The sequence below is a fragment of the Acrocarpospora corrugata genome, assembly GCF_009687845.1.
Lineage (GTDB): Bacteria > Actinomycetota > Actinomycetes > Streptosporangiales > Streptosporangiaceae > Acrocarpospora > Acrocarpospora corrugata.
Window position 1 is genome coordinate 37,953 of record NZ_BLAD01000054.1, and the last position, 18,300, is coordinate 56,252.

An 18,300-nucleotide genomic window follows, 5' to 3' on the forward strand; every position below is an offset into this window, starting at 1 on the left:
GGGCCCGTCAGCCGCGGACCGTGTTGATGGCGTTTCGCAGCAGTGCGCCGACTTCGCCCAGTGTGTGTCTGCCGTCCTCGACGATCCGTCGGCCGCCCGAGACGACCGAACTGACGTCCGCCCCGGTCGCCGCGAACACCACCGATTCCACCGCCGAACCGGCGGTCGCGCCAGCCATACGGACCGAGTCGAGCCGGACCGTGACCAGATCGGCGTGCGCGCCTTGCAGGAGGAATCCGGCATCGGGGAAACCAAGTGACGCATGCCCCGCGGCGGTGGCGGCGTTCAGCAGTTCGGGGGCCGTCCAGTGGCCGCGCTCCTGGCTGGCCAGCCGCTCGTCCAGCTCGACCGCGCGTGCCTCCTCGAACAGGTCCACGACCGCGTGACTGTCGGAGCCGAGCGTGATCGGGCAGCCCGCCTCCAGCAGGCGGCGCGCCGGGCCGATGCCGTCGGCCAGGTCGCGTTCTGTGGTCGGGCACATGCAGACATGCGTACTGGAACCGGCCAGCAGCACCACGTCCACATCGGACAGGTGGGTGGCGTGCACCGCCGTCGAACGAGGGCCGAGCACCCCGTGCTCGTGCAGCACCCGGACCGGCGAGGCGGCGTACGCGGCCACGCAGGCGTCGTTCTCGGCCTGCTGCTCGGAGACGTGCGCGTGCAACGGCCCCGCGTGCCGGTGCGTGAACTCGACCACGGTCGGCATCTGCTCCGGTGGAACCGCGCGAACGGAGTGAATCGCCGCACCGATCTCCACATCCTCCTGACCGTGGTAGACGGCGGCCAACTCATCAGCGCGCTCCGCCCACCGCTCCGCGTTCCCATCCCCAAACCGGACCTGCGGCCCTTTCAGCGCAGTCCCGAATCCGCCAGTCAGATAGCAGGTGTCCAGCAACGCGATCCGCAGCCCCGCCGCACGCGCGGCCTCCACCAGCGCGTGCCCCATCACATTCTGATCCTGGTACGGCGTGCCATCCGGCCCGTGATGCACATAGTGGAACTCGCCCACGGAGGTGATCCCGGCCAGCGCCATCTCGGCGTACACAGCCGTGGCCAGGGCGAGATAACTGTCCGGATCGAGGCGGGCGGCCACCGCGTACATCTGCTCCCGCCAGGTCCAGAACGACCCACGCTCAGCCTGGGTGTGACCACGCAACGCCCGGTGGAAGGCATGCGAGTGCGCATTAGCCAGGCCCGGAATGGTGAACCCCGGCAGGCGTACCGCGTCCGGCGGAGGGTCTGCGTGGCGGACGACGTCCACGATCCAGCGGTCGTCGACGGTGACCAGGACACCGGAGATGACCTCACCCGGCGGCAGCCAGGCCAGCTCACACCAATACCTAGTCATCGAACATCCCCACACAGGACGTAAGAGATGACCGCGCCCGCCGAAGGCCAAGCAAACCCACACCAGTACTCAGTCATCGAGCGCCCCCGCACAAAACGTAGGAAATGACCACGCCCGGCGGAGCAAGGCCAGTTCGCAGCAGTACCCGGTCATCGGGCATCCCCGCACAGGTCGGCCAGGACGTCGGCGAGGGCGGTGACGCCGGCCGCGCAGTCGTCGGGTTCGGCGAACTCGGCGGGCGAATGGGATACGCCTGTGGGGTTGCGGACGAACAGCATCGCGCTGGGGATTCCGGCGGAGGCGAGGATGCCCGCGTCATGGCCGGCTCCTGTCGGCAGGATCGGCGCCGGGCCCCCGATCGTCGCCGCCAGGCGGTCGCGGAGCGCCGTCGGGAAGGTCACTTCTGGGGTCCAGGACTCGCAGACGACCTCCTGGCCTTCGGAGAGTTCGGCGACCAGGCGGCGGACCGCGCCCTCGTCGGGCCCGCGAGCGTCCAGCCAGGCCGAGACCAGGGACGGGATGGCGTTGGCGTTGTTCGGGCTGACCCTGACCTTGCCGAAGGTGGCCACCACACCGAACTGCTCGGCGACCCGGCGGGCCGCCAGTACCGCGTGCGCGTAACTGAGCATCGGGTCGTCCCGGTCGGCGAGCGCGGTGGTGCCCGCGTGGTCTGCGGTGCCGCGGAAGTCGAACCGCCAGCGCCCGTGCGGCCAGATCGCGGCGGCCACCCCGACCGGCTCGGTGAGGTTCCTGCCCTGCTCGATGTGCAACTCGACGAACACCTTCATCCGGGCGAGCGCTTTCTCGTCCCGGCCGAGCCCCACGGAATCACGGCCTTGGGCACGCAACACCTCAGCCAGCGTGCCGCCGTCATCTCCCGTCAGACCGCGCGCCCGTTCGGGCGGCAGGATTCCGGTCAGCAGCCGGGACCCGATACACGGCACCCCGAACCTGGCCCCCTCCTCGTCACTGAAACTGACGATCCCAATCGGCCGACCCGGCTCAAACCCGCGCCCCCGGAGCACATCCACCGCCTGGAACGCCGACACGACCCCCAGCGGCCCATCGAACGCTCCCCCTTCACGCACCGAGTCCAAATGACTCCCCGTAACAACCCCGGGCGTCCTGTCCGGATCCCCCCACCAGGCCCAGAGATTGCCGTTCCGATCCTCATACCGATCCAGCCCGCGCGCATCGGCCTCCTGCCCGAACCACTCCCGCAACTCCAGCTCAGACGACGACCACGCATCACGCCGGTAACCACCGGTCCGCACGTTCCGGCCAATCCCCGCAAGCACGTCGAGCATCCTCCCACCTTACTGAATGACCCCATTCAACAAAACGGCCACACCCCGACACGGCGACCTCGCCAGGGTCCGACTTGCCGTGGTTCTCCCACCCCAGCCCTCCCTAATCAGGGCTACCGGGTGTGCTTTCGGGCAGACTTGGTGCCGGTAGCCGCCGGGGGGTGAGCACTCCCCCTCCCTGGGCCCTTCGGGAGCCCTGATCAAAGATCGTGTCCCCTCCGGTCGGCCGGGAGAGTCGATCGCTGCTGGGATGTCGTGGTTCTCCCACCCTGGAGACAAGCTGTTTGGGGATGGCTGGACAGCCCCAGGTCAGAGCCTCGACCTAAGCTCTGACCTGCGGATATTCGGTCCGGGTGGTGGTGGAGTGTCTCACTGGTACCCATTGGTAGCCGCTGTGGCTCACTACTCGCGGGCCACACACGGGCCAGATTCGGCGGGCGTATTGCCTGTTCACGCGGCCGATCTCGAACGGGAGTCTACGTCGTTGCCGGGGACGGGTGCCGGATAGCTTGCCCAACCCGGGGTGTCCGGGCGGCGGGGACCATCGTGTGTCAGTTCGCTCGGTGGTGTCCGGGGTTCGTCGCTCGGCCTTCGGCTGCTCGCGTGTGGGTGGCTTGTGCCACAGTGCTGCCAGCTCCCGATAGCTGCCTGGGTCCGGGGCCTTTCAGGCGGGTTCCGTCAAGCGCGGCTTCGCGTGTACCTTCGCCGGTGACCTTCCACCGTCAGTGGTTGTCCTACCTGTGCAGCCGTGCTTGATGAGTTCCGCCTGACCCCGGATGATCGGGCGGCGGGTGCAGGCTTACGGCGAGAACCATACGGATTTGTCGGTGCGGGCAGAGTGATCGCCGAACTCGCCGTATGCAGGACCAGCTGCCTCCTCGGGCTACTTTGCACCCAAGCGCACCGTGGCATACTCGGCAAACTCTCGGCTGGTCACCGAGGGTCCGCGCGCGGACAACTCCTGGCGGAACGTCCGCAGCAAATGCTCGGCACGCTCCGTGTCCACGTGGTCCGCGAGCAGGTCCACCACGCGCCGGGCTGTCGCGCAGCCCTCGTCCACCCGGCCGCATCGCAGCTGTGCGGTGGCCACGCGCCCCAGCCAGGTCGCCCTGTCGCGGGGGTATCGCTCCCCGCATGCGGTGGTCGCGGCCACCAGTTCGCGCTCGGCGCTCTTGTAATCCCCCATGTCGTAGAGCGCCCGGCCAAGCCGTGCGGCAATCCTGGGCTCGTCCACCCAGTAAGCCCAAGGCGGCGCGTCACCGGTGACGGCTCGGTTGAGCAGTCCGGTCGCGCGACCTAGCGCCGCTCGTGCGGTGTCCTGGTTGCCTACCTTGGCGTAGGCCCTGCCTACCCGGGCCCACGCCATCGCCTGTACGGCCTCCGGCGTCCGGGCCGACTCAGTGGCTGCCAGATCCATGAGCCGGGTCGCGTCGTCCAGGCGGCCGGTCGAGTATGCCTGCGCGCCCATGAAGCCCACGATGTTCACGCCCATAGCCCGGTCCCCGGTCGCGGCCGTGGCCCGAAGCGCGGCCAGGTAGTACTTTTGGCCAGCGGCGTGTCGCCCGCTGTCTGCGGCGGCCCACCCGGCGAGGCGAGCTATTTCGGCGGCGGCTCCGTACAACCCACGCCCGACGTCTTGCTGTAGCTGCCGTTCTTGATTAAGTCGGCCACGTACCGAAAGTCGGCGTGCAGCGCATCGAGAAGCATCGCACCGCCGCGCTCATCGTCCATACGGCGACGAGTGGCGATCAGGTTGTCCAACTCGTCGAGTAGAGCGTGGCCAACGTGACGCCCGCCCTGCTGGGCGGCAATCCAAGGCTCAGGATTGGTTCGCCATTCGTATGCCGGGAGCAGGAGTTCCGCGCCAGCGAGGATGAGGAATTCTCGGCGATCCATAGCGGCCCCCTCTGCGACGGTATCCAGCGTTCTGACTGTGCCGTCCCGGTCCCACTTCTCAGTGACCCACGTGTCCGTCCCGGTGGGAAGCCAGTTCGGCCAGGCGGTCCGTACGTCGTGGGGAATCTCGAACAGAGCACGTAGGACCTGCTGAGCGGCTGCATCTGGGGTGACGCCATGCTCCCAGCGCGTCACCGTCTTGCGGGTGGTGCCAAGTCCCCGGCCGCGCATGAGCATGCCAGGGCTTCCTGTGACCAGCCTCGCTGTTGCCGAGCGGCGACGAGCGGGTGCCGTACTGGTTCGGTCATGGGTGACCCCTCCTGACCCCTACCTGACCCTGCTGTCCCTCGGGATGACCCCCCGCTGACCTCTAGCGTCACATGCCCGTTCTGCCTGTCACTAGTGATGTGAGGGTCCTGCGACACGCAGCGTGATTGCACAACACGCCGCATTTATTGGACCACAACAAAGGGCCTATGCCGAAAAGCAGCGGGTCCGGCTGGCGCTGCGAACGACCAGACGGACCCTTGCTCGCACGTGGAGGTGCGAACCGTGAACGAGTTTAGGGGGCGGCATGGCCGTCGTAGACGGGGCAGCCGTCAGGAAGATCAACGCGCGATCAATCTCATGATGATCAATCTCGTGATCACTGCATGCATCATGAACGGTGCTCACGGCTATTCCTCTTCCCGGCCCAGCGCCCGCAGCACGCTCGCCAGGTTGCTCCGACTGGCCAGCGTGTCGGGGTGCTCCTCACCCAGAACCCGGCGGCGGACCTCCAGCACGGCCCGGGTCTCGGTCTCGGCCTCCGCCAACCGGCCCAGATCCCCCAGCACGCTCGCCAGGTTGCTCCGGCTGGCCAGCGTGTCGGGATGCTCCTCACCCGACCTCTGCCTGCGGAAAATTACGGCGATACGCCAGACGTGTTCGGCAAGGTGATAGCGGCCCTGACGGTCGGCAGTAGAGGCGATCTGGTCGGCGTCGTCGGGATGGTAGACGTGCGTGAGGGCGGTCCGGATCAGCGGCTCCGGGGTGTGGGCCAGAGGGCCTTGTGCTTGCTGGGTGGCGTCCACGAGATAGTCGAAGACCACGACATGACCCCCGGCCCCGTTCTCCTCCTCGCCTTCGGCCTCGGGCATGGGCGTCAGCAGGGCGGTGGTGGCACGCCGCAGCTGGGTCGCCCACGCCCACGCGGCTTCCAATGGTTCGGGTCGTAGCCGGTGGCCGCCTCTGGCGTCCAGGTAGGTGGTGTGGAGTTCCTCGATCAGAGCGCGGGGGGCGGGGTTGATGTATCCGGCGCGGCGGCAGTCGATGGCGGCGGCGACCAGAGCGGCACCACGCGGGTTGACCCCCACATCCCAAGCATTCTCATAGTCGCGTCGGAGTCCGGGCCGGAGGCCAGGTATTCGGCGATGCCGAACTCCTCGGCCCGCTGGATGGCTGAGGCGATGCGGGCGTCCCAAGTGCGCGTCTGGGCGCGTTCCAGTTCGCGCCGCCGATGGCCCACGGGCTGGTCACCTTGAAAGTGGTGAGAACGGTGGCGGCGGTGCCCAACGCGGCTAAACCCACCACAGTGATCAATACGCGATGCTCCTGCCACCGGCCCATAGCCATGATGCCGCCCCTTCGCCCGTGACCGGAGATTCGCACGCCGAACAGAAGACGAATAGCCGGACGGTGTCGTTGACACCCAACCGTCACTGCGGCGACCCGATCAGCCGTACCAGCAAGGAGCGCCGCCCCTTGGGTGGGAGAAGCACGTCTACCCGGCGAAGCCGACATCGTCGCCACGGTGACCATGGGGGGTGGGCGGAGGCCCGCATCGAAACAAGGGGTGGGTGGGAGAACCATGACAAGCCGCAACGCCCAATCCACACCACCGCCACGGCGGAGACGGGCAGCCCGAGGAGAGCAAGCGGCGGGTGGGAGAACCGCTCCGATCAGTTCACTGGGCCCGGTGAAGGGCGGAGGGTTAGTTCGGTGAGGTGGGCGTCGGGGGGCATGGAGGCTGCTGTCAGGACGGCGCGGGCGACGGAGTCCGGGGTCAGGTAGTGGTCTGGCTCGAATTCGCCGCCCTCCTGTTTGCGGACTTCGCGTTGCATGTCGGTGGCGATGCGGCCGGGGTAGATCGTGGTTACCCGGATGCCGTGGGGTTCCTCCTCCAGGCGGAGGACGTCGGCGAAGGCGCGGAGTGCGAATTTGCTGGCGGCGTAGGAGACCCAGCCGGGGTGGGCGCGCAGTCCGGCGCCGGAGTTGATCAGCACGACGTGGCCGCGGGTGGCGCGGAGTTCCGGCAGGAGGAGGCGGGTGAGTTCGGCGACCGCGATGACGTTCAGTTCGTAGGTGTTGCGCCACACTTCGGCGGGCGTGTCCTCGATGCTGCCGAGCCGTACCACCCCCGCGCTGTGCACCAGCAGATCCACCCGCCCGATCCCGGCCACGTCGAACGGGCTGAGCGCGGTGAGGTCCACGGGCAGCGGCCGGGCGCCGAGTTCGGAGCACATCAGGTCCAGCCCGGATCCCCCGCGCCCGCCGAGAACGAGGTCGTAGTCGGGGGCCAGGGCGCGGGCGATGGCCGCCCCGAGACCACGTGAGGCGCCGGTGACCAGGGCTGTTGGGCGTTCGCTCATGCCGGCCAGTTTATCGCGTTGACGTGATCATACAAATTTGTATATAAATTTGAGCATGTCGTCCACCCGGATCCTGATCCTCGGTACCCTGCTCGACGGCCCCCTGCACGGATACGAAGTCCGCCGCCGCCTCGAACTCTGGGGCGCCAGCCACTGGGCCAACGTCGCCTTCGGCTCGATCTACCACGGCCTGGCCAAGATGGCGGACGAGGGCCTGCTGACAGTGATCGAACAGGGCAAGGGCGGCAAGACCAGCTACGAACTCACCGAAGACGGCCGGATGGAGTTCCAACGCCAGCTGCTCACCTACTGGTGGGAGATCCGGCCCATCGTGGACCCGTTCCAGGTCGCGCTCACCTTCATGAACCGCCTGGCCCCCGCCGATCTGGTGGTCGCCATGGAGGCCAGAGCCGAACAACTCCGCGCGGCCATCTCGATGACCGAGCGCGCCCTCGGCGGGAAGCAGGCGTTCGGCGCGCCCCGCCATGTGGACGAGTGCCTGCGACTCAATACGGCCCAGCTGACCGCCCAGCTCACCTGGGTGAACGAGGCGGTCGGCCGGGTGAAGAACGGGGAGCTTCCCTAGCCTCGGGAATAGCCCCCGGAAATGTCGGTGGCGGCAGGCAGGATGAAGGCATGCCGGCAGCGAAAACCCCTTGACCCTCACACCAGGTCAACCCTCATGCTGGCGATTCCCCTGAATTCGGAGAAAATATGATCATCGAGGCGCATGACCTGCGCAAGACCTTCATCGCCAAACGTGGCCGCGGCAAGACCGAGGAGGTCGAGGCCGTCCGCGGCATCGACCTGGCCGTCGAGGCGGGTGAGATCTTCGCCGCGCTCGGCCCGAACGGCGCCGGGAAGACCACCACGGTCCGGATGCTGGCCACCTTCACCGCCCCCACCTCCGGCACGGCCAAAGTGGCCGGTTTCGACGTGGTGAAGGAGGCGGCCAAGGTCCGCGAGAACATCGGCTACGTCAGCCAGGCCGGCGGCGTGGACGACAACTCGCCCGGCCTGGACAGCCTGATGCTGGCGGCCCGCCTCAGCGGTATGTCACGCAAACAGGCCCAGGTCCGCTCCGAGGAGCTGCTTGAGGCGTTCAGCCTGACCGAGATCGCCAACCGGCCGGCCAAGACCCTGTCCGGCGGGCAGAAGCGCCGGTTCGCGCTGGCCATCGGCCTGGTGACCCGTCCGCCGCTGGTCTTCCTGGATGAGCCGACCACCGGCCTGGACCCGCAGAACCGGGCCAACCTGTGGGATGAGGTGCGCACCCTGCGCGCCCAGGGCACCAGCGTCCTGCTGACCACCCACTACCTGGACGAGGCGGACGCGCTCTGCGACCGGCTGATCATCATCGACCACGGCAAGATCGTCGCCGAGGGCACGCCCACCGATCTCAAGAAGGAGGTCGCGGGCGACGTCGTCACCCTGCGGCTCAAGGGCCTCGAGGAGGCGCGCGAGCTGCTGGCCGCCCAGGACTACATCAAGGAGGTCCGCGCGGAGGACGATCTGCTGCGCGCCTACCTGGACGACGGCGAGCACGGGCTGCCGCAGTTGCTGCGGGCCTTGGAGGAGCGCAACCTCACCCTCGACTCGATCTCGCTGGACCGGGCCACGCTCGACGACGTCTTCCTCCGCCACACCGGCCGCTCGCTCCGCGACGCCGCCTGATGCGGAGTCCACAAACCTTCGCCGCCGCGAAGTGGCTTACAGCCTCGGGTATCGCGACCGCTCCAAGCCGGTGAACGTTATCGGGCACCGCACCAGTGCGTGTCCACAACCTCTGCCGAGTCGAGATTGCTCACCGGCCTCGGCGATCTGGGCCGGGCAACGTTACCGGACTCCGCACTAGCCAACCCTCGAAGGAATCCCCCCATGCTTCGCCACACAGCTTTGTTCCTGGGTTACGAGCTCAGGTTCCTGCTCCGTAATCCGATCTGGCCGGTGTTCGGCATCCTCCAGCCGGTCATGTATCTGATCTTCTTCGCGCCGCTGCTGGGCAGCACCACGCCGAGCGGATCGATGGCCGACGTGCTGGCCATGTTCACCCCGGGCTCGATGATGATGATCGCTTTGTTCGGGTCGCTGTTCGCCGGGTTCGGGCTGATCAACGAGACCCGCAACGGCGTGCTGGAGCGGCTGGCGGTCAGCCCCGCCTGGCCTCCGGCGATCATCCTCGGCCGGGTGGCCAAGGACATGCTGGTCCTGGTGCTCCAGGCCATCCTGGTGATGGGCGTGGCCATGCTGATGGGCCTGCGCATCGGCGTGATCGCGTTCGTGGTCATGCTCGGCCTGATGGCCATGACCGGCCTGTTCGCCGCCAGCCTCTCCTACGGCCTGGCACTGGCGCTCCGCGACGAGAACGGCATGTCGCAGATCGTGCAGTTCTTCGCCATGCCGCTGACCCTGATCGCCGGCCTGTTCCTGCCGGTCTCGCTCGGCCCGGAATGGCTCCAGACGGCAGCCAAGTTCAACCCGCTCTACTACGGGGTCGAGGCCGGCCGAGCCCTCTTCCGCGACGACCTCTCCAACAGCACCATCCCGACCGCGTTCGGGCTGCTCGGAGCACTGGCCGTGATCACCCTGATCTGGTCGATGCGATCGCTCCGCAAGATGGCGGGCTAGCCGAATCCCCGCGTTGCCCGGTTATCCGCTCCCCAGCGGCCCTGGGTTAGCGGAAGACTCCGCGTTGCTCGGTCATCCGTTCGTATTCCTCCAGGCGGGTCTGGGTTCGTAGCGGCGCCGCGTCGGCCATGGCCTCTACCAGCACCATGGCCAGCGCCAGCGGCGCCGCGTGCGAATCGAACACCAGGCGTTCCCCGACCGGTGCGTCGAGCACCACGTCGGCCGGGAACGGCACCTCCCGCCGATCGGTGATCACCGCGACCCGCAGGCCGAGTTCGCCCGCGAGTTCGAGGGCTTCGATCGCCTCCACCGGGTAGCGCGGCATCACCACGGCGAGCACCCAGGCCGCGCCCGCCCGGCGGGCGCTGTGCAGGCCGTCCGCCACCTCGGATCCGCCGTGGGTCAGCAGGCGGACGTCGGGGTGGATCCGGCGGGCGTAGTAGGCGAAGGTGGTGGCCAGCCCGCTCGACACCCGTACCCCGAGCACGGGCAGTGGCTCCGATCCCGCCAGGGCCACGCCGAGTTCGGTGATCACGCCCAGCAGGCCCGCGGATTCCGGCGGGTGGCCGCCGATCCGGTTGCGGAGCGCGGTGAGGTTGCGGATCTCCGCGTCCAGTGCGTCCCTGAGCAGGGCACGTTCCCCCGAGTCGTCGGGGTGGCCCGCCGCCGGGCCGCCGAGCACGAGCGGCCGGAGCGCCTGCCGGAGCTCCGGATACCCGGCGAAGCCGAGCGCGGCGGCGAAGCGGGTGACCGACGGCTGGCTCACCCCGGCCCGCTCGGCCAGCTCGACACTGGACAGGAAGATCGCCTCGTGCAGGTGTTCCGCCAGGTAGTGGGCGATCCGGCGCTGCACCGGCGAGAGCCGCCGCCCGTCCAGCAGCCGGTCGAGTCCGTCGGCCAAGTCAGCTCTCCCGCATCGGGAAACGCACGCCAGACGCGATGTCCCGCCCACCCTTGCTGACCAGCACGCCAGCGCTCATCGAGATGTGCGCACCAGGCGCGATCTTCCGCCCATCCTTATTAATCAGCACGTCGGCTCTCCCGCATCGGGATACGCGCGCCAGGCGGGAGCTTCTGCCCGTCCTTGTTGACCGGCACGTCAGCTCTCCCGCATCGGGATGCGGACGCCGCGGTCGGTGGCGACGTCGGTGGCTTCGTCGTAGCCTGCGTCTACGTGGCGGATTACGCCCATGCCGGGGTCGTTGGTGAGGACGCGGTTGAGTTTCTCGGCGGCAAGAGCGGTGCCGTCGGCGACGGAGACCTGGCCGGCGTGGATGGAGCGGCCGATGCCGACTCCGCCGCCGTGGTGGATGGAGACCCAGGACGCGCCGGAGGCGACGTTGACCATGGCGTTGAGAAGGGGCCAGTCGGCGATGGCGTCGGAGCCGTCGGCCATCGCCTCGGTCTCCCGGTAGGGGGAGGCGACGCTGCCGCAGTCGAGGTGGTCGCGGCCGATCACGATGGGGGCGCGGAGGGTGCCGTCGGCGACCATGGCGTTGAAGCGTTCGCCGGCGCGGTCGCGCTCGCCGTACCCGAGCCAGCAGATGCGGGCGGGCAGGCCCTGGAAGCGGACCCGTTCGCCGGCCAGCCTGATCCAGCGGGCCAGTGGCTCGTTGTCGGGGAACAGGTCGAGGACGGCCTGGTCGGTGGCGTGGATGTCGCGTGGGTCGCCGCTCAGCGCGGCCCACCGGAACGGGCCCTTGCCCTCGCAGAACAGCGGGCGGATGTAGGCGGGGACGAAGCCGGGGAAGGCGAACGCGCGCGCGTATCCGGCCAGCTGGGCTTCGCCGCGGATCGAGTTGCCGTAGTCGAAGACCTCGGCGCCCGCGTCCAGGAAGCCGACCATCGCCTCGACGTGGGTGGCCATCGACTCGCGGGCCCGGGTGGTGAACCCGGCGGGGTCCTTCTCCCTGGCCTCGGCCATGTCGTCGAACGCGATCCCGGCGGGGAGGTACATCAGCGGGTCGTGCGCGGAGGTCTGGTCGGTGACGATGTCGATCTCGGCGCCCCGGCGCAGCAGTTCGGGCAGTGCGTCGGCCGCGTTCCCCGCCACCCCGATGCTGAGCGGGCGGCGGGCGTCCCGTGCCTGGTAGGCGAGCCGGAGCGCCTCGTCCAGGTCGGCGGCCCTGACGTCCAGGTAGCGGTGCTCGATCCGCCGTTCGATGCTGCGGGGATCGCAGTCGACGCAGATCGCCACGCCGCCGTTCATGGTGACGGCGAGCGGCTGCGCGCCGCCCATGCCGCCGAGCCCGGCGGTGAGTGTGATCGTGCCGGCCAGTGAGCCGCCGAAACGTTTGGCGGCCACGGCGGCGAAGGTCTCGTAGGTGCCCTGGAGGATCCCCTGCGTGCCGATGTAGATCCAGGAACCGGCGGTCATCTGGCCGTACATGGTCAGACCGGCCGCCTCCAGTCGCCGGAACTCCTCCCAGTTCGCCCAGTCAGGGACCAGGTTGGAGTTGGCGATCAGCACCCGGGGCGCCCACTCGTGGGTGCGCATCACCCCGACCGGGCGGCCGGACTGCACCAGCAGCGTCTCGTCGTCGGCCAGCGTGGTGAGGGTGCGCGTGATCGCCTGGAACGAGGGCCAGTCCCGGGCGGCTTTGCCGGAGCCGCCGTACACGACGAGTTGTTCGGGATGTTCGGCGACCTCGGGGTCCAGGTTGTTGTGAAGCATCCGGAGTGCGGCCTCCTGCGGCCAGCCCCGCGCGGTGAGCGTGGTGCCGCGCGGCGCACGAACGGTAGGCATCTGCCGTCCTCCTGAATGAAAGCATTCATGTTGGTCACTCGAAGGATACGGCGCGGGGGTCGCACGGGGCACCCCGGTGTCCTGTGGCCCCGGGGTGCCCCCACGCACTGTCCCGGCGCGTACCGCACGCACGCGTTCCCCGGGAGCTGGCTGTGGCGAAGGAGAGGCTCCGCACTGACGGAGGTGCCCGTCATTCCGGCGGCGGATGGCCAGCGGACGGCAAATCTTCGATCATGGGGCCGCGGTCGCCAGGAACTGGGTGGTGGCGAGCTCGCGGTAGAGGTCGTCGTCTGTGAGCAGTTCGGCGTGCGTGCCGACGGCGCGGACCTGGCCGGACTCCATCACGATGATGCGGCCGGCGCCGGTCACCGTGGACAGCCGGTGCGCGATCACCAGGACGGTGGTCTCCCGGGCCACCTCCGCGATCACCTCGCGCAGCCGCAGCTCGTTGACCGCGTCCAGCTGCGAGGTGGCCTCGTCCAACAGGAGCAGCCGGGGCCGCCGCAGCAGCGCCCTGGCGATGGCGACCCGCTGCCGTTCGCCGCCGGACAGCAGCACGCCGCGGTGCCCGACCTGCGTCTCCAGCCCCTCGGGCAGCCGGGCCACCAGGTCGTCGAGTTTGGTACGGACGAGCGCCTGCCGTACCTCCGCCTCGGTGGCGTCTGGGGCGGCGAAGGTCAGGTTCTCGCGGAGGCTGCCGTCCAGGACGGGCGCGTCCTGTTCCACGTAGCCGACGGCGGCCCGGAGTTCGGCCAGGTCCCAGTCCCGGATGTCCCGGCCGCCCATCGTGATCGTGCCGGCCTGCGGGAAGTAGAAGCGTTCGAGCAGCGCGAAGACGGTGGACTTGCCCGCGCCGGACGGCCCGACCAGCGCGGACAGGCCGCCGGGCAGCACCTCGAAGCTGACGCCGTCGTGCACGATCGGGCGCTCTTCGCCGTACCGGAACTCGACTCCGGCGAAGGTGACGCCGACCGGCGGGCCCTCGGCGCGCAGCGGGGCGACGGTGGGCTCGGCGGGGAGTTCCTCGATCTCCCTGATCCGGGTAACGGCGGCCAGGCCGTTCTGCAGCTGGGTGAAGCTCTGCACCAGCTGCCCGATCGGGGCGACCAGGTAGAACAGGTACAGCAGGAACGCGATCAGGGCGGCGATCTGCATCGAGCCGTCGGCGACCCGGGCACCGCCGACGCCGAGCACGGCCAGGAAGGCCAGCTGTACCGACAGCCAGCCGCTCACCCCGGCGGCCGACTGCCAGGCCGCGGCCGTCACGCCCCGGTCTCTGGCCTGCCGCGCCGCCACCGAGACGACCTCGATCTCCCGGTGCTCCGCGCCGCTGGCCTTCACCGTACGGAACGCCTGCAGCGACCGGTCCAGCGCGGACCCCATCTCCCCCAGCGACACCTGCGCCAGCGTGGACGCCTTCCGGATCCGGGGCAGGATCAGCGCGTTGACCAGGCCGACGGCGGCCACCACGCCGAGTGTGATCAGCAGCAGCACCAGGTCCATCACCGCCATCATCACCGCGGCCCCAGCGAACAGGAACACCGAGCCGACGGCGGTGACCAGCGCGTTGGTGCAGACCGCGCGGAGCAGGGTGGTGTCGGCCGTGACCCGGGACAGCAGGTCGCCGGGCTTGAGCCGGTCCACCTCGGCCACCCGCAGCCGCAGGATCCGGTCCACCAGCCGGATCCGCGCCCCCAGCACGATGCCTTCGCCCATCCGCTCCAGCACGAACCCGCCGAGCGCCGAGATCAGCGAGCCGGCCAGCACGGCCGCGCTCAGCAGCAGCACCGGACCGGCCATCGACCGGCCGGTGCCGAACGCCTCGATCACGCTCTTGGCCAGCAGCGGCATGGCCAGCCCGGCCACGCTCCCGACCAGGGCGAGCACCGCGCCGAGCAGCAGCGTGCGCCGATGCGGGCGCAGGTAGTCCAGGAGTAACCGCCAGGACGCCCGCCCGGTCAGCCCTGGTTCCTGAACAGCCGGTTCCCGCCGAACTTCTTGTGCACCGCCTGCTTGCTGACCCCCAGGGCCACCGCTATCTGCACCCATGAAATCCCCTGTACGCGCGCCCGCCGCACCTGTACGGCGGCCAGCCGGTCGGCCTGTCGCCGCAGCTCGGCCGCCGCGACGAGCCCGCGCAGGGGATCGTCCCCTTCGGCCGTGGTCACGAGAGTCACGAGTTCTCCGTTCATATAGGTCAACCTATGTTGACCTCCCGATGCGGTCAATCTAGGTTGACCCGATCGGCCGGGTCAACCCGGGTTGACCTGATTCCGCTCTGCGCGTACCGGGCGGGAAGTGAATCTTTCATCGGATTCCCCTGTTGCCCCCGGCGACATTTCCCATATCCCGGGGCGAATGGCGGGCGAGGCCGCCGGCCAGCTCCCCGCAACATCCTGTACACACCCACGAAATCCCCCGAGTCTGGGAGCGCGCCGGGCCGCCCCCAGAAGACCGGTTCACCAGCCCAACCGACCCTGCGGTGAATCCGCCGGGGCGGCCCCCTCCGGCCATCTACTTAACCGGTTAATGCAGAAAGGTAGACCATGAGAAAACGGATCGCACTCGCTGGTGCGACGGTCATCACCCTGCTCGTGTCCCTGTTCGTCACCGCACTCCCCGCCGAGGCGGCCGTCGGCCTGCGGGTCAGCGGCCGGAACATCGTGGAGGCCAACGGCAACAACTTCATCATGCGCGGCACCAGCCACGCGCACGTCTGGTATCCGTCGCAGACCAGCTCGATCGCGAACATCAAGGCCAAGGGCGCCAACGCGGTCCGCGTGGTGCTGAGCGGCGGCCGGTGGACGCCCGCCAACAACGCCGCCGACGTGACCAACATCATCTCGCTGTGCCGGGCCAACCGGCTGGTGTGCATCCTGGAGAACCACGACACCACCGGCTTCGGCGAGCAGAGCGGTTCGATCAGCCTGGACGCGGCGGTGAACTACTGGATCAGCATCCAGAGCGCGCTGACCGGCCAGGAGAACACCGTCATCATCAACATCGGCAACGAGCCGTTCGGCAACAACGCGGTCAGCCCGAACTGGACCCAGGCCACCAGCTCCGCGATCACCCGGATGCGCAACGCCGGCTTCCAGCACCTGCTGATGGTGGACGCCCCCAACTGGGGCCAGGACTGGCAGTTCACCATGCGTGACACGGCCGCGAGCGTGAAGGCCGCCGACCCGACGGGCAACACCGTCTTCTCGATCCACATGTACGGCGTGTTCGACACCGCGGCGGAGATCAACGCCTACCTGAACGCCTTCCAGACCGCGAACCTGCCGCTGGTGATCGGCGAGTTCGGCATCGACCACTCGGACGGCAACCCCGACGAGGACACGATCATGGCCCAGGCGCAGTCCCGGGGGCTCGGCTACCTCGGCTGGTCCTGGAGCGGCAACGGCGGCGGCGTCGAATACCTGGACCAGGTCACCAACTTCAACGCCAACCAGCTGACCCCGTGGGGCACCCGCCTGTTCAACGGCGCCAACGGCATCGCCTCCACCTCCGTGCAGTGCTCGCTCTGCGGTGGCGGCACCCCGCCCACCGACACCACACCGCCGACCACACCGGGCGCCCCGACCGCGTCCGGCGTGACCTCGACCGGCGCCACCCTGAACTGGGGAGCCTCCACCGACAGCGGCGGCTCGGGCCTGGCGGGTTACAACGTCTACCGCGAGCAGGGCGCGACCGACCCGCAGCTCGGCACGCCCACCACCAACTCGATCACCCTGACCGGCCTGACCCCCAGCACCCAGTACCAGGTCTACGTCCGAGCCCGCGACGGCGCAGGCAACCTCTCCGGCAACTCGCAGCTGGTCACCTTCACCACCACCGGCGGCGGCGGAGGCGGCGCCTGCACGGTCGCCCCGACCACCCAGACCCAGTGGGGTAACGGCTACGTGATCCAGCCGGTCACCGTCACCGCGGGCGGCTCGGCGATCACCTCCTGGACCGTGACCTTCACGCTCCCGGCCGGACACACCGTCACCGGCTCGTGGAACGCCAACTTCACCCAGGGCGGCCAGACGGTGACCGCCAAGAACGTCAGCCACAACGGCAACCTCGGGGCCGGAGCCAGCACCAGCTTCGGCTTCCAGGGCAGCCGCCCGAACGGCAACACGTCGCTGCCGACCGCCTACACCTGCACCACTCCGTAAATATCCGCCTATCTGACCTGCCCAGAGTGGCCCCGGGACCCCCGGGGCCACTCTTCTTTAAAAAAGGAGCAATCCGCGAGCCTCCATGGGGCGAATAGGCGGGCGAGGACTCCGGCCGGACTACTCAACTGACCTGACACTCCCTACAGTCCCGAGAGGACCGATCGACATGGAGCTCCGGATCAACCGGCGATCCCTGATCGCTGTTGGGGTCGCGGGGGCGCTGGCCGCCTCCTCGATCGCCTTCCTTCGCCCGGCCGCCCCGAGTGCCTCTTCGCACCGCGAGGCCCCGCTCATCTCCGGCGACCCGCGCAACGACAACACCGACGTGTACGCCTTCGTCAGCCCCGACAAGACCGACACGGTCACCCTGCTGGCCAACTGGATCCCGTTCGAGGAGCCCCACGGCGGCCCGAACTTCTACTTCTTCGACACCAACTCGCGCTACAACATCAAGATCGACAATGACGGCGACGCCAAGCCCGACGTCACCTACCAGTGGACCTTCACCACCGTCGACAAGCGCGGCGACAGCACCTTCCTGTACAACAACGGCCCCGTGACCTCGCTGAACGACAAGAACCTGCTGTTCAAGCAGAAGTACACGCTCAAGCGGATCACCGACAAGGGCGCCAAGACCATCGGCACCGGCGTCGTCGCGCCGAGCAACACAGGACCGGCGTCCATGCCGGACTACGCCAAGCTGCGCGCTGAGGCCGTGGACGGCATCAAGGGCGGCGGCAAGCAGTTCGCCGGCCAGTCCGACGAGGCCTTCTTCCTCGACCTGCGCGTCTTCGACCTGCTCTACGGCGGCAACCTGTCCGAGGTCGGCCAGGACACCACCCGCGGCTACAACGTGCACTCGCTGGCCGTGCAGGTGCCCAAGAACGAGATCGCGCTCAAGGGCGACGTGAAGCGCAACCCGGTCGTCGGCATCTGGTCGACCACCGACAAGTGGAGCCCGAAGGGCTACGTCCAGGTCTCCCGCCTGGGCCAGCCGCTGGTCAACGAGGTCGTGGTCCCGGCCGGGCTGAAGGACGCCTTCAACTCGCTCAGCCCCGACAAGGACGCGGGCATCCCCGCCGTGGTGAAGAAGGTCACCCACCCCGAGGTGCCGATGCTGCTGGAGGGCATCTACGGCCTCAAGGCTCCCAAGACGCCGCGTACCGACCTGGTTGAGATCTTCCTGACCGGCATCGCGAAGAAGAACGGCCCGATCAAGGCCGACCTGAACTCGCAGATTCTCAACAAGGACGCCGGCAAGCTCCGCCCGTCGGAGATGCTGCGCCTCAACCTGAGCATCCCGGTCACGGCGACCCCGAACCGGCTCGGCGTGCTCGCCGGCGACCTGCAGGGCTTCCCGAACGGCCGCCGCCTCGGCGACGACGTGGTGGACATCGCCCTCCAGGCCATGGCGGGCGCCGCCCAGACCGGCCAGCTCGTCCCGGCCCTGGCGGCCGGCGACAAGGTCGACCGCAACGACATCCCGTTCCTGACGACCTTCCCGTACATCCCGGGCCCCAGCAATGTGGCCGTGAACCAGACCTTCAACGGTTCCTGACCTCACCAAACTCCGCCGCCA

Annotated in this window: 16 protein-coding genes; 5 read left to right on the forward strand and 11 right to left on the reverse strand. The window is 68.8% G+C overall.

Annotation, left to right across the window (positions count from 1 at the left end):
* Positions 1-7: 7 nt before the first annotated feature.
* The 6 genes from Acor_RS19830 to Acor_RS19855 form a co-directional block, all read right to left on the reverse strand.
* On the reverse strand, positions 8-1,348 hold the full coding sequence (locus tag Acor_RS19830) for a formimidoylglutamate deiminase (protein WP_155338184.1): 1,341 nt from the start codon (positions 1,346-1,348) through the stop codon (positions 8-10).
* A gap of 149 nt (positions 1,349-1,497) precedes the next feature.
* Positions 1,498-2,655, reverse strand: a complete 1,158-nt coding sequence (locus tag Acor_RS19835) for an allantoate amidohydrolase (RefSeq protein ID WP_155338185.1) — start codon at positions 2,653-2,655, stop codon at positions 1,498-1,500.
* An 883-nt stretch (positions 2,656-3,538) separates the two neighbouring features.
* Positions 3,539-4,147, reverse strand: a complete 609-nt coding sequence (locus Acor_RS19840) for a tetratricopeptide repeat protein (RefSeq protein ID WP_155338186.1) — start codon at positions 4,145-4,147, stop codon at positions 3,539-3,541.
* A gap of 104 nt (positions 4,148-4,251) precedes the next feature.
* Positions 4,252-4,788, reverse strand: coding sequence for an NsdA family TPR-like regulatory protein (locus Acor_RS19845; RefSeq protein ID WP_155338187.1), 537 nt, complete (start codon positions 4,786-4,788; stop codon positions 4,252-4,254).
* 440 nt (positions 4,789-5,228) lie between these two features.
* Positions 5,229-5,906 (reverse strand): tetratricopeptide repeat protein, encoded by a 678-nt coding sequence (locus Acor_RS19850; protein ID WP_218034379.1) that lies wholly within the window; start codon positions 5,904-5,906, stop codon positions 5,229-5,231.
* Positions 5,907-6,491: 585 nt separating this feature from the next.
* A complete protein-coding gene (locus tag Acor_RS19855; protein ID WP_155338188.1) occupies positions 6,492-7,181 on the reverse strand; it encodes an SDR family oxidoreductase in 690 nt (229 codons plus the stop codon).
* Between the two features lie 55 nt (positions 7,182-7,236).
* On the opposite strand from Acor_RS19855, the gene Acor_RS19860 reads away from it, so the two are divergent.
* The 3 genes from Acor_RS19860 (at position 7,237) to Acor_RS19870 (ending at position 9,809) form a co-directional block, all read left to right on the forward strand.
* Entirely contained in the window at positions 7,237-7,767 is a 531-nt protein-coding gene (locus tag Acor_RS19860) for a PadR family transcriptional regulator (RefSeq protein ID WP_155338189.1), read from the forward strand.
* A 128-nt stretch (positions 7,768-7,895) separates the two neighbouring features.
* On the forward strand, positions 7,896-8,855 hold the full coding sequence (locus Acor_RS19865) for an ATP-binding cassette domain-containing protein (RefSeq protein ID WP_174876170.1): 960 nt from the start codon (positions 7,896-7,898) through the stop codon (positions 8,853-8,855).
* A gap of 204 nt (positions 8,856-9,059) precedes the next feature.
* Complete coding sequence (locus tag Acor_RS19870) at positions 9,060-9,809, forward strand: ABC transporter permease (RefSeq protein WP_155338190.1); 750 nt, start codon at positions 9,060-9,062, stop codon at positions 9,807-9,809.
* A 46-nt stretch (positions 9,810-9,855) separates the two neighbouring features.
* Here Acor_RS19870 and Acor_RS19875 read toward each other — a convergent pair whose 3' ends face one another.
* The 5 genes from Acor_RS19875 to Acor_RS19890 form a co-directional block, all read right to left on the reverse strand.
* Positions 9,856-10,710, reverse strand: a complete 855-nt coding sequence (locus Acor_RS19875; protein ID WP_246238813.1) for a MurR/RpiR family transcriptional regulator — start codon at positions 10,708-10,710, stop codon at positions 9,856-9,858.
* 1 nt (position 10,711) lies between these two features.
* On the reverse strand, positions 10,712-10,840 hold the full coding sequence (locus tag Acor_RS45495) for a hypothetical protein (protein ID WP_281353241.1): 129 nt from the start codon (positions 10,838-10,840) through the stop codon (positions 10,712-10,714).
* A gap of 68 nt (positions 10,841-10,908) precedes the next feature.
* Entirely contained in the window at positions 10,909-12,555 is a 1,647-nt protein-coding gene (hutU, locus tag Acor_RS19880; protein ID WP_155338191.1) for a urocanate hydratase, read from the reverse strand.
* Positions 12,556-12,786: 231 nt separating this feature from the next.
* A complete protein-coding gene (locus Acor_RS19885; protein WP_155338192.1) occupies positions 12,787-14,604 on the reverse strand; it encodes an ABC transporter transmembrane domain-containing protein in 1,818 nt (605 codons plus the stop codon).
* Positions 14,514-14,732 carry a hypothetical protein gene (locus tag Acor_RS19890; RefSeq protein WP_308805674.1) on the reverse strand — a complete coding sequence of 73 codons (219 nt, stop codon included), beginning with the start codon at positions 14,730-14,732 and terminating at the stop codon, positions 14,514-14,516. The genes Acor_RS19885 and Acor_RS19890 overlap by 91 nt, the downstream gene beginning before the upstream one ends.
* A 369-nt stretch (positions 14,733-15,101) precedes the next feature.
* On the opposite strand from Acor_RS19890, the gene Acor_RS19895 reads away from it, so the two are divergent.
* Together Acor_RS19895 and Acor_RS19900 are read left to right on the forward strand one after the other, a co-directional pair.
* Complete coding sequence (locus Acor_RS19895) at positions 15,102-16,718, forward strand: cellulase family glycosylhydrolase (protein ID WP_155338194.1); 1,617 nt, start codon at positions 15,102-15,104, stop codon at positions 16,716-16,718.
* Positions 16,719-16,887: 169 nt separating this feature from the next.
* Positions 16,888-18,279, forward strand: a complete 1,392-nt coding sequence (locus Acor_RS19900) for a DUF4331 domain-containing protein (protein WP_155338195.1) — start codon at positions 16,888-16,890, stop codon at positions 18,277-18,279.
* The last annotated feature ends 21 nt before the right edge of the window (positions 18,280-18,300 follow it).

Excerpts from the sequence above, each read along its gene's own strand:
- Acor_RS19835 (WP_155338185.1), bottom strand. The coding sequence starts at position 2,655 with ATGCTCGACGTGCTTGCGGGGATTGGCCGGAACGTGCGGACCGGTGGT.
- Acor_RS19865 (WP_174876170.1), top strand. The coding sequence starts at position 7,896 with ATGATCATCGAGGCGCATGACCTGCGCAAGACCTTCATCGCCAAACGT.
- Acor_RS19885 (WP_155338192.1), bottom strand. The coding sequence starts at position 14,604 with ATGGGTGCAGATAGCGGTGGCCCTGGGGGTCAGCAAGCAGGCGGTGCA.
- Acor_RS19840 (WP_155338186.1), bottom strand. The coding sequence starts at position 4,147 with ATGGGCGTGAACATCGTGGGCTTCATGGGCGCGCAGGCATACTCGACC.
- Acor_RS19870 (WP_155338190.1), top strand. The coding sequence starts at position 9,060 with ATGCTTCGCCACACAGCTTTGTTCCTGGGTTACGAGCTCAGGTTCCTG.
- Acor_RS19855 (WP_155338188.1), bottom strand. The coding sequence starts at position 7,181 with ATGAGCGAACGCCCAACAGCCCTGGTCACCGGCGCCTCACGTGGTCTC.
- Acor_RS19900 (WP_155338195.1), top strand. The coding sequence starts at position 16,888 with ATGGAGCTCCGGATCAACCGGCGATCCCTGATCGCTGTTGGGGTCGCG.
- Acor_RS19845 (WP_155338187.1), bottom strand. The coding sequence starts at position 4,788 with ATGCTCATGCGCGGCCGGGGACTTGGCACCACCCGCAAGACGGTGACG.
- hutU (WP_155338191.1), bottom strand. The coding sequence starts at position 12,555 with ATGCCTACCGTTCGTGCGCCGCGCGGCACCACGCTCACCGCGCGGGGC.
- Acor_RS19895 (WP_155338194.1), top strand. The coding sequence starts at position 15,102 with ATGAGAAAACGGATCGCACTCGCTGGTGCGACGGTCATCACCCTGCTC.
- Acor_RS19860 (WP_155338189.1), top strand. The coding sequence starts at position 7,237 with ATGTCGTCCACCCGGATCCTGATCCTCGGTACCCTGCTCGACGGCCCC.
- Acor_RS19830 (WP_155338184.1), bottom strand. The coding sequence starts at position 1,348 with ATGACTAGGTATTGGTGTGAGCTGGCCTGGCTGCCGCCGGGTGAGGTC.